At 35.7% G+C, this 10,173-nt stretch carries 7 protein-coding genes; 2 read left to right on the top strand and 5 right to left on the bottom strand.

Annotated elements, in window-relative coordinates:
- Window positions 1-119: 119 nt before the first annotated feature.
- From CJP74_RS00130 to cyaY, 3 genes are all read right to left on the bottom strand, one after another.
- Window positions 120-674, bottom strand: coding sequence for an NADPH-dependent FMN reductase (locus tag CJP74_RS00130; RefSeq protein WP_119496248.1), 555 nt, complete (start codon window positions 672-674; stop codon window positions 120-122).
- Window positions 675-1,235: 561 nt separating this feature from the next.
- Complete coding sequence (locus CJP74_RS00125) at window positions 1,236-3,584, bottom strand: RecQ family ATP-dependent DNA helicase (protein ID WP_222986777.1); 2,349 nt, start codon at window positions 3,582-3,584, stop codon at window positions 1,236-1,238.
- Window positions 3,585-3,696: 112 nt separating this feature from the next.
- Entirely contained in the window at window positions 3,697-4,032 is a 336-nt protein-coding gene (gene cyaY / locus CJP74_RS00120) for an iron donor protein CyaY (protein ID WP_119496246.1), read from the bottom strand.
- A gap of 238 nt (window positions 4,033-4,270) precedes the next feature.
- On the opposite strand from cyaY, the gene CJP74_RS08010 reads away from it, so the two are divergent.
- Together CJP74_RS08010 and CJP74_RS00115 are read left to right on the top strand one after the other, a co-directional pair.
- On the top strand, window positions 4,271-4,438 hold the full coding sequence (locus tag CJP74_RS08010) for a hypothetical protein (protein WP_222986775.1): 168 nt from the start codon (window positions 4,271-4,273) through the stop codon (window positions 4,436-4,438).
- 137 nt (window positions 4,439-4,575) lie between these two features.
- Entirely contained in the window at window positions 4,576-7,071 is a 2,496-nt protein-coding gene (locus CJP74_RS00115; RefSeq protein WP_119496245.1) for an adenine nucleotide alpha hydrolase family protein, read from the top strand.
- Window positions 7,072-7,148: 77 nt separating this feature from the next.
- Here CJP74_RS00115 and CJP74_RS00110 read toward each other — a convergent pair whose 3' ends face one another.
- Window positions 7,149-8,291 (bottom strand): porin family protein, encoded by a 1,143-nt coding sequence (locus CJP74_RS00110; protein WP_147397027.1) that lies wholly within the window; start codon window positions 8,289-8,291, stop codon window positions 7,149-7,151.
- Window positions 8,292-8,875: 584 nt separating this feature from the next.
- Window positions 8,876-10,081: a porin gene (locus CJP74_RS00105; RefSeq protein ID WP_119496243.1), complete on the bottom strand. Its 1,206-nt coding sequence runs from the start codon at window positions 10,079-10,081 to the stop codon at window positions 8,876-8,878.
- Window positions 10,082-10,173 lie beyond the last annotated feature (92 nt).

The following is a 10,173-nucleotide window of genomic DNA, read 5'->3' as shown; positions in this document are numbered from 1 at the left end:
AAGTATTTAGGTTAAGTATTCGCTTAATTAATTAGCATTTAAGCTTTACCTGTAAAAAATAAATCCTTCTGGCACGCCAGAAGGATTTACCTTGACAAAGATTACAACTTGAAAAAAAATTAGTGTAATGTACCTAAAGCAAATACTAGGTTACCTTGTGCATCTGTATTAGCTACATTAGCAAAGTCTTTTGATACCCCAGTTTTAGCTTCGTAGCCTAATACAAATGTTTGTACTGCTACTTTAGCGGTTACAGTTGCCCCAACTTTAGTTAATAAAGTAGTTAATTCTGGTACAACAAAGAATGCACCTGATGGAGAGTAACCAACTACTACTGCTTTTTTACCAGCCCATTCAGTAGATAATAAATCTACAGCGTGTTTTAAAGCACCAGGGTAAGAAGAGTTGTATTCAGGAGTTACAAATACTACAGCATCATGTTCTTGCACTAGTTTTGACCAAGCTTTAACTTCTTCGCTCACATATTCTTGTGGAGCAGCTGCTGGAACATATGGTTCTGCGTCTAAAGGTAAGTAGTAAGTACCTAAGTCTACTACTGTTACTTGATCTTCAGGGTGTTTTTCTTTTAAAGTGTCAACTACCCATTTAACAGCTAATTCACCAGTTGATTGTTTACGTGGAGAACCTTTTACTACTAATACTTTTTTACTCATGTCTATATTCCTTATTTGTTCAAATGCGATTTTTTTTGTTTCTATAACAAAAATTAATCATAAAAAGTAAATCTGTACTATCTACTTTAGCAAGGATTTTTTATAATTGCAAGAGTTAAAAAGACGTCTAAACATAAAAAAGCTAAGATAAAACAAACTATTCCCTGAGAAAATCAGAGGATTTTGCCTAAAAAATTTCTTGACTTACCATATGGTAACTTTTAAAAAGTGCATCAACTGGATCTGAGTTTTTTCTCGCAAAAGTTACCAAATGGTAAGTTTTGCCCAAGCAAAAATTTCTTGCCCCAAAAAATCGAACTTTAAGAGCTATATTTTGCTTAGGTTAAAAAGAATTTTGTCTTGCTCAGTAATAGCTTTTCCCTATCAGTGCCAAGGCTAAATTTTTTTTCTTATCTCCAAGAAAAAATATTTTGTTTTACCAGCAAGAAAATATTTTTATCTCCAACTAAATTTTTTAGCAAAATCAGCAAAAAATTGCTAATTCCCACACATTGCTCTGGGGGTTTAGAGCAAAAAAAAAGAGCGAGCACCTTGCTCGCTTTAACCATTTACATTATGCAGACTTAAGCGTTTATTATGCTTTAACACTGCTTTAATAATTAAATTACCAAAGGTTTTTACTTTAGCCTCGGTAATACCATCGATTTTTAATAACTCATCTTTAGTTACAGGAAGAATTTGGCTAATTTGATTGATAGCAGGATCCGAAAGAATAGCATCATTGCGCACACCTGCAGCTCGACCAATTTCCATACGTATGGTTTCTAAATCACGTACCAGACGTAAAGTATAAACATTGTGTTTAACTAACTCAGGCATGCTTGCAACTTTAAGACTAGCCTTATCCTTAAGGAGCTGTAAGCCCATTGGCGTAATTTGGACAAAGTTATAGCGACGATCATAAGCTAAATAGCCTAGTTGAATTAATTGATCTATCACCGTATGCCAATAAGTGTGCCCATAAGTATAGGCATCAGCTGTTTTTACTAATATGCGCTTTTCCCACTCTTTAACTTTTTCTAAATCTGCCAATGTCCGAGCATATTCTTCTTGCGAGGCACATTGTTGTAATTTTAGATTTAAAGCTCGTTCGAGTTCGGTGGCTATCGAAGCCTTGCCCATGAGCATATTCACTAAAGTTTCGACACTAAAGCGTTCCTTGCCTACAGCAATTAAACCGATAATTAAATGGGCATCATCTTTGAGTTCGATTTTACCTGGCGTTGAGGCAAGCATAGAATTTAAACAAGTATCACAGTTTAAACAATCTTGCTCTAAAGGTTGATTGAACGCTGACAATAAAACGCGACGACGACAATTAGAAGTATCACAAAAATCAAAAACTTCTTCGAGTTTTTTGAGACGCATTTCTTCATTGTCTTCTTCATTTGGACTAGGCTTTTGTCCTTGCTGTTGATTTAATAACTCAACGCGCCATTCGCGTCGCCCTTCCACATCAAACATTATTGCTTGCGCTTTTTCTCCATCACGCCCTGCTCGCCCTATTTCTTGATAATAGGCTTCGAGGGAGTTAGGGTAATCTGTATGAATAACCATGCGAATGTTAGATTTATTCACCCCCATACCAAAGGCAATAGTAGCACAAATAACATCTATTTCCCCATTCATAAAGCGAGTGAAATTAGCTTCACGTTCGGCAAGAGGCATACCCGCATGATAATAGGTAGCATTTATACCCTTGCTTTGTAAATAAGCACTCATTTCTTCGGTACTACTACGAGCATAGCAATAAATAATTGCTGGAAGATTTTTTTGTTCTTTACACAGGGCTGCCACTTTACGTTTTACGGCAAATTGGTTTTCTACTTTAGATACGGTAATAGAAATATTTGGGCGATCAAAATTCCCCACTAAAATTCTTGGATTGTGTAAGTGAAGATTTTCCACTATATCCATGCGGGTTGGAATACGTGCCGTTGCCGTACAAGCTAAAATAGGCACATAGTAACCCAAAAATTGGCGTAAACGATACAGATGTTTATAGTCAGGACGAAAATCATGTCCCCATTCACTAATGCAATGTGCCTCATCTACAGCAATGAGGTTAATTGGCAAGCGAGCAATTTCTTGTAAGGTATAAGGATTAGCAATTTTTTCTGGAGAAATATAGAGAAACTTGCAAGTACCTTGTTGTATCGCCTGCATTATCTCTTGTTTTTGCCCTGCCGAAGTATGCATATTCAGCACGGCCGCTCCTATACCATTGGCACGTAACTGCGCAACCTGATCTTCCATTAAGGCAATTAACGGACTAATTACAATTGTTACTCCAGGTAAACACATACCTGTTACTTGATAACAAATGGATTTACCTTGCCCTGTTGCCATAACCGCTAATGTATCATTTTGGCTCAAAAGCGAATGAATAACCTGCTCTTGTAAACCACGATATTCATGCAAACCAAAGCACTTTCTTAAACAAAGCTTCGCTCGTTTAAAAAGATCTCCTTCTTGCATCCACTCGGCCATATTTACGCTCGAGGCAATCAATCCCGAACTAGGTAAAGTAAAATCTAAAGTTGGATGCTTGCGTGCCTCATATAAACTTGGCTCTTGCTCATTTAAAGTTAAATCAGGTAAAAGCTCTTTAATTGGGGCTAAGTCTTGGCTCTGAGTTTTGCTTTGTCTCATTACTTGGCTCATAGCCTGTTCGTAAGGAGTTAAAGCATGATTATGACTTACTTTACCTTGTTTAATTAACTGAAAAGCTTGGCTTCTTAGTTGGCTATATAAAGTATAGTCAGCATTTTCTTCGAGAGCTTGATTGTCCCAGCCTGGGTACTGCTCAATAGTAAAAAATGCTTCATCAAATTGTTGGGAGAGACTAATTAAACTAGGATCTCGATTTTGGCTTGCTTTGATATGCAAAATATTGCCCTCAGGGCAATAATCTTTTGACCCTGAAAGCCAATTTTGTAAATTGAGCTTATCTGTCATATGAGAAAAAAAGGAAAAGGCAACTTAACAGTTGCCTAGTCAATTAATATTTATTTACAAATAATTTTGGTACACCTATAGCATTTAAGGCAATATCTAAATGCGACCAAAATGAACTTTGTTGATCCGCAGTATTAATCCAGTCGTCTTTTTCTGGATCATAGATAAAGTGTGAAGCTCCAGCGGTTGAAGCTAACCATAATTCGTGTTTTGGTTCTTGACGGTTAATAATTACTTGGCTTCTATCAGCAGCTTCAATAGTAAATACCGAACCAATTACATAAGCGTCTACATCAATTTCTTGCTCTTCTAAAGTATCTGAAATTTCATTCCATACTCGGTCAATTTCGGCAAGATATCTTGGCGTATCTATTGACATGAATTTGCTCCTTTAAATTTTTACAAGATTCACAGCTATATATTTTACACTAAATTCAAAGTTTTTGGGATAGAACTTGAAATTACTAAATCTAGCCTTATACTTTTGATACATCTTTTCTGGCTAGGTAAATGTACTTGCCTAAATCTATATCTTAGTTTTTACCTAGCTAGACCCTTTTGCATATTTCTCTATATTTAAGTTTTACTCTGGGCAAAGCCAGAGACAAGGATATTTTATGAAAATCAAAATTCTTGCTGCTTTAGCAGCAACCTTAATGCTCGCAAGCTGCGTGCCATTTTGGTCATGTAATCTAGGTAACCCTGCAGGTGGTCCGGGGCAACCTGGTGCTGGGCAGCAACAACCAGGTGGTGGGCAACAACAACCAAGTGCCCCAAAACGTTAAATAAGTTACGCCAAGAGCAAACTGCTCTTGGCTATTTTTTTAGCTTTTATTTTCCCCTTGGCTGTTTTGCTAAAATGTGAACCTCAATTTTTGGTAAAATAAAAATACATTCAAACAAACAGAGTAAAGATAAAACCATGGGATTTAAATATTATTCACTGCAAGCTCCTCCTGCTAGTGCCCACGCTTGGCAAGAGGCAGACTTTCAACCAAGTAATAGCTTTGCCCAGCAAAGTGAAGAGCTCGCAGAGCTTCTTGCCCCAGCGCAAGCATACGAGCTCGAGAGCCTACCGCTTAATCATCTAATCAACCTCGTTAGCCAACAAAGTCAGACTTTTGGGCAAGACTTTGCTTTAGATCAAAAAGCCGAGCAAGCCTTAAAAACTCTCGAGCAAGCTTTTACTGCTTTACCGCAAAAAAATATTCTCGTTAATGCACATGCTCTTACTTTAGGAGCCTATGCAAGTTGGCTCGACTTACAACAACAAGAAGATTTTGTTCAGCTTTTACAAGACTATTGCCAATTGCTAGCTCAACGCCAACTAACTCCAGCTTCTTGGTTAAAACAACTCCAACTTGAAAGTAAACTTTTAAGTTTTTGGGGCAAGCAAGCTCTCGAGCAAGAGCTAGCTCCTCTGCACCTAGAAGGCTTTAGTAGCGAGCTTACGCCTGGCATCCAAGCTTGGCTTAGTAGCATTATTAATTGTAATGCTCAAGTGGTTGAGCAACAATACTATTTAGCTCTCGAGCTCCATAGCCAAAATCCTGAACTGAGCCTAGAAGAGTTACAAACCCAAGCTAAACAACTTCCTGTACATCTGGCTATTTCTGGGGGTAAAGATTCTTTAGTTCTCTACTGGAGTGTATTTTTTAGTCAATTTCTTTTTTCCTTAGGCGTAAAACCCTTAGCTTTACTCCTTAAAGAACAAAAACCTCAGCTGGCAAGCTTAAGCGAACTGGCTAATTTAACTGCCTACTTTGAGCAAGATAAAGCAAGTGCACAACACTTTTATCAAACGAGTCAAATTTGGCAACATCTCTGGGCAAATCACCTCGAGAAAATTAGCATTTCTCATGTTTATCATGGTATTCAGCAAATTAGCCAAAACTGGCAAATTTTTGTACAAAAATATGGCGAACTTACCCAAAAACTTTTAAACCACTGTAGTAATTTATATGAACAACTGCAAGAACTAAGTTCCTATAATCAATATGTTCGTTTGACTCAAGGAGGCTTTAGTCAAGCTTGTAAATTCTATGACCTTGATTCCTATACTAGAATTAAAGAAATAGAGTTTAAACTCAATCCTTTAAGCACTTGGGAGTTTATTACCCCCAACCAAAATGAAAATGAATTTAGTCAACGCCTCAAACTAGCCTTAACACATATAAATAATACCGAACAGCAAGCTCGCTTTTATCGTTATGGCATCCAGTATTGGCGCTTAGAAAACGCAACGCATTTACATCGAGGCGTACTTTTTGTTGCCCATCAACTGCAAGATTTACTCGAGACCTTTGCTAGTAGCATGTTGCGCCTCTATCCTTATGCTTTAAGTTTTGATCGCGACTTAGTTGACTTATATGCCCACGAACTGCAAGAAGGTAAGGTGTTACCTATTATGCGTAACCTCAATGACTTTACCTATGAACCAAGTAGTCAATTTAATCCGTTTGCAGGACAAAAACAAAGTATTACCATAGCTAAAACGCGTCCTTTATTAAATTTACGCTTAGAGCAAATTGAACAAATTTTAGCGAGCATAGGTACACTTGTGGTTGAAGATCCGATGAACCAGGATCAAAGTTATACACGCGTGGCGGTAAGAAATACCTTTGCTAAAACTCAGGGACTTCTCGAAGCTACTGCTCAAGTTTACAACTTAAACCAAAGTTATACAGGCAAACAAGCACAAGCTAACTTACAATTGCTCGAAAACTTTGCAGGCTTTAAACTCGCAGTTAGTCCATTGCTCGAGAGCATTAGTCAACAACTTCCTTATCCACAAAGTCGTTATTTGGCTCTAATGCATAGTATAAATCTTTACCCGCATCTTTTAAAAGAGCAAATCATGGCTTGGGATTACCACAAGCACCTTGAAGCTAAGTTAGAACCTAGCCTCGGCTTGGCTTTAGTGAATATTTGGTTGTGGCTCGAGGCTAAAGTACAACTTAATTTAGCCCAGTATCAACAGCTCTTGCAAGTAATGCAGGCTCCAGAAACCAAGGCCGCTTATTTTGGTTGGCACTTACAAAGAGCAAGTAAAGATTATGGCGTTATTCTCCGTCATCAAGGGCATTTACTTTTAGTGAGTAATACTCAGCTCACACGCTTTTTACAAACTAACCCACCTAGTCGCTTAAGTTTATTTAGCGAACAAGGTTTTGCTTCTGACTATAGTCTTCAAGGTCATAACGAGCTAGTTTTACAAGCTCCTGAACGTATAGTTTTTCCTTTAAAAAACTCCTTTGCTAAGCAAAGTATTATTATCAATAATAATCCAGGAACTCAAGTAAAATTTGAGGTTAAATACCTTGAAACTAGCTCCAAGTTTAGTAAACTGCTTCGCAGTCGCAATGTTCCTTGGCTTTGGAGTCAGTTTCTTACAGCCTATTGTCAGGCTAAAGGGTAAGGGTAATTTTTTACACAACAAATAAAGGTTAGAGCTTTTGCTCTAACCTTTATTTGTAATTCGTTATTATGTTTTAGCTAGAAGTAAAGGATAAATCCAGCTGCCCCACTATTGGTACCTAAAGATGAAGAGTAGGTATTTGTTTCAACTTTAGTTTTTGTATATTGATAGTAGTATTCTAAATAACCTGTAAGAGAAAATGATTTAACGGTAAAGAATCTATAAGAAAGTCCTACAGTTCCCCCCGCATATAAAGTTTTGGTTTTAACATTTGAAGCTTCAACTGATCTTTTCGCTCCCGCTATTGTAAAGTAAACATTAGGTTTGCCAAAAGAATAATAACCTGAATAACCTATGCCTGAACCAATGGTTTTTGCAGTGTTATCAAAAGATCTTGAGTTATTAGCATATTGTAAATATACAACATGTCTATAGTTTCCTATAGTAGCATAGTAACCAACTTCGGTACCAAATCTTTCTAAAGATGTTTTAGCTCCAGTTCCTTTTTTGTAGCTAGATTTAGGTTTATTATATGCCCCATAAACATATACTGTACCTTTGTTATCTGGGATATTGTAGTTATAACCAAAGCTATAGAAAGTCTGTGTCCCTGCATTGGTTTGAGCTACCCCTAAACCAAAAGAGTGGTTACCAAATCTTGGAGAACCATAACTAACTGCTTTATCAGAAGAAAGACCGCCAATAGTTGCATTAAAACTACCTAAGTCATATGGTGTAAGGAAAGTTGCATAACCTCCTGAGAACGAGAGGTTAAAATTAGATTGCTTCCCTAAGCTTATCGAACCATAATCTGAGTGGTTAATTCTGATGTAAAAACGGTCGTTATAAAACATTTTATCTTTACGATCGTTAACTGTATAACCTATGGTACGATCTCCTACATCATTTAAGGTTCTCGTAAATTTTTGTCCCCATCTGTAATAAAAGTTAAAACGAGCATATGCCGTTAAACTAACTTTATTATCAAGTCTTTTATAAAAGTACATGATTGGACGAATACGAAAATATTGCGATCTATTTAACTGATTTACTCCTTGACTATTATAGTTAGTATCTCTATCAAATAGTCCGTATAAATAGATTGGTCCGTATAATCTTAAAGATGTTGTTCTGTCTGCGTATAAAGTGTATGCGTTTGCTGGCACAGAGGCCATAAACGAAGCAGCAAGCAATGATAACCCTAAAAGCGTCTTCTTCATATCTAATCCTTGTCAATCAAACTTATAATCAAAATCTTCTAATCTTTACATCTCGTTAACTAGGTTTTTTTTCAAGCTTTTACTCATTATTTTTAAATGAAAGAAAAAGCTTAAAAATTATCTTAGTCTCACTATATCAATAGATATTATTTAATCTTAAAGCATGAAATTAAAAAAATAAAGACCTAAGTTCTTTAGTTTTCCCTAAATAACTGAAAAACAACGCAAAATATTTTAAAATTTTGCTTTTACGGATAGTTATACAACTATCTCAAGACGATAAATAGGTACTATCACCCAGATAAAAAATAAAAAATAAATTTCTAAAACTAAATTATTTAAGTTAAATTAGAGCTGATTTTTTATGCTTTTTTCTTAATTGATTTTTTATGACTTGTTTTAGATTCAGCAAATATAACTAAACTTACTAATTTAATACTTTTGTTAATTATGCCTATTTAAGGTTTTATTTACTACGTTTTTAGAAATTAGTTTTTACAAATAAAAAAATAGGTTAGAGAAAATTTCTCTAACCTTAAAATTTGTTATAGGGAAAATACAAAATACTTTAGCTTTAGCTTTTCTTAGAAAAAGAAACGTAGGGCTGCAACACCTGAGTTAGTACCTTGTCCTGAATAGCTAGCACCTTCTGTTTTGTATTTATGATATTGATATTGGTACTCTAAATAACCTACCAGTCTAAATGATTGGTAAGTAAAGAAGTTATAAGAAGTACCTAAAACTACGCCAGCGTAAACATTTTTAGTTTTTACATTACTCGCTTCTTCACTAGTTTTAGTTAAGGCAGCCGTAAAATAAGCTGCTGGCTTACCAAAACTATAGTATCCAGAGTAAGCTACAGCTACACCGATATTTTTTGCTGTTTTATCATAAGATCTTATACTGTCAGCATATTGTACGTAAGCTACATGAGAGTATTTTTCTCCAACATCGCCATAATAACCTGCTTCAACTGCATATTTATTAAATGGTGTACTTGCATTAGCTACTTTATTGCTATTTTTAGTTTGGTTGTAAGAACCATATACATATAAAGTACCACCATCGTCAGCAACGTTATAATTATAACCTGCAGCAAAAGTAGTTTGGATACCATAATTTGTAGTACTATCTGTAACAGTTTCTTCAAATTCTTTTACTGGACGGTTGAGACTGGTAGCAGGACTACTACTGCGTTGATCTACCGCTAATGAGAAAGAATGCTGACCAAATTTTGGCGAGCTATAAGATACGGATTTATCCGAAACAAATCCCCCAATTGCTCCAGTAAAATATGCTAAATCATATGGAGAAAGGAAGCTAGCATAACCACCAGCCCAAGAGTTATTTGCTAAAAAGTTTAAATTTCTTCCTACAGTTAAAGAACCATAATCACTATGTCTTACATTAATCCATATACGGTTATTGTAAAAATAATTATATCGATTTGTAGTTCTATCTAGGCTAGAAGTACCGTCTAAATTACGTGTATAAGTTTTCTTCCAATTTGTATAAACATTAAAACGTGCATATGTAGACAGGCTAACTTTATCATCTAACTTTTTGTAAAAGTAAACTTGAGGACGTAAATAAAATACTTGCGTTGAAGTTAGTGCTTTTGCTCCTGAGGAACTATATCCCGCCTCTCTATCTAGTTCATGATAAACATAGGTATAACCATAAAGTCTTAACGAGGTATTATCATCAGAGTAAAGAGTATAAGCCTGAGCACTAGTAGCGGTAAAAAGCGTCGCTACAGCGAGAGAAGCTGCAAGTAGCGTTTTTTTCATATCTTAATCCTTAAAAAATCTATCTTAATCTAATTATTTAATCTTTATCTTCGAATTTTTTTTGTTAATTTTTTATTTCCTTAAGGAAATAA

Origin of the sequence: Psittacicella melopsittaci, from assembly GCF_003585925.1 — a bacterium.
GTDB classification, from domain to species: domain Bacteria; phylum Pseudomonadota; class Gammaproteobacteria; order Enterobacterales; family Psittacicellaceae; genus Psittacicella; species Psittacicella melopsittaci.
Note: the sequence above shows the minus strand (reverse complement) of the source record. Positions and strands in the feature narration are given on the sequence as shown.

Excerpts from the sequence above, each read along its gene's own strand:
- CJP74_RS00130 (WP_119496248.1), bottom strand. The coding sequence starts at position 674 with ATGAGTAAAAAAGTATTAGTAGTAAAAGGTTCTCCACGTAAACAATCA.
- cyaY (WP_119496246.1), bottom strand. The coding sequence starts at position 4,032 with ATGTCAATAGATACGCCAAGATATCTTGCCGAAATTGACCGAGTATGG.
- CJP74_RS08010 (WP_222986775.1), top strand. The coding sequence starts at position 4,271 with ATGAAAATCAAAATTCTTGCTGCTTTAGCAGCAACCTTAATGCTCGCA.
- CJP74_RS00115 (WP_119496245.1), top strand. The coding sequence starts at position 4,576 with ATGGGATTTAAATATTATTCACTGCAAGCTCCTCCTGCTAGTGCCCAC.
- CJP74_RS00110 (WP_147397027.1), bottom strand. The coding sequence starts at position 8,291 with ATGAAGAAGACGCTTTTAGGGTTATCATTGCTTGCTGCTTCGTTTATG.
- CJP74_RS00105 (WP_119496243.1), bottom strand. The coding sequence starts at position 10,081 with ATGAAAAAAACGCTACTTGCAGCTTCTCTCGCTGTAGCGACGCTTTTT.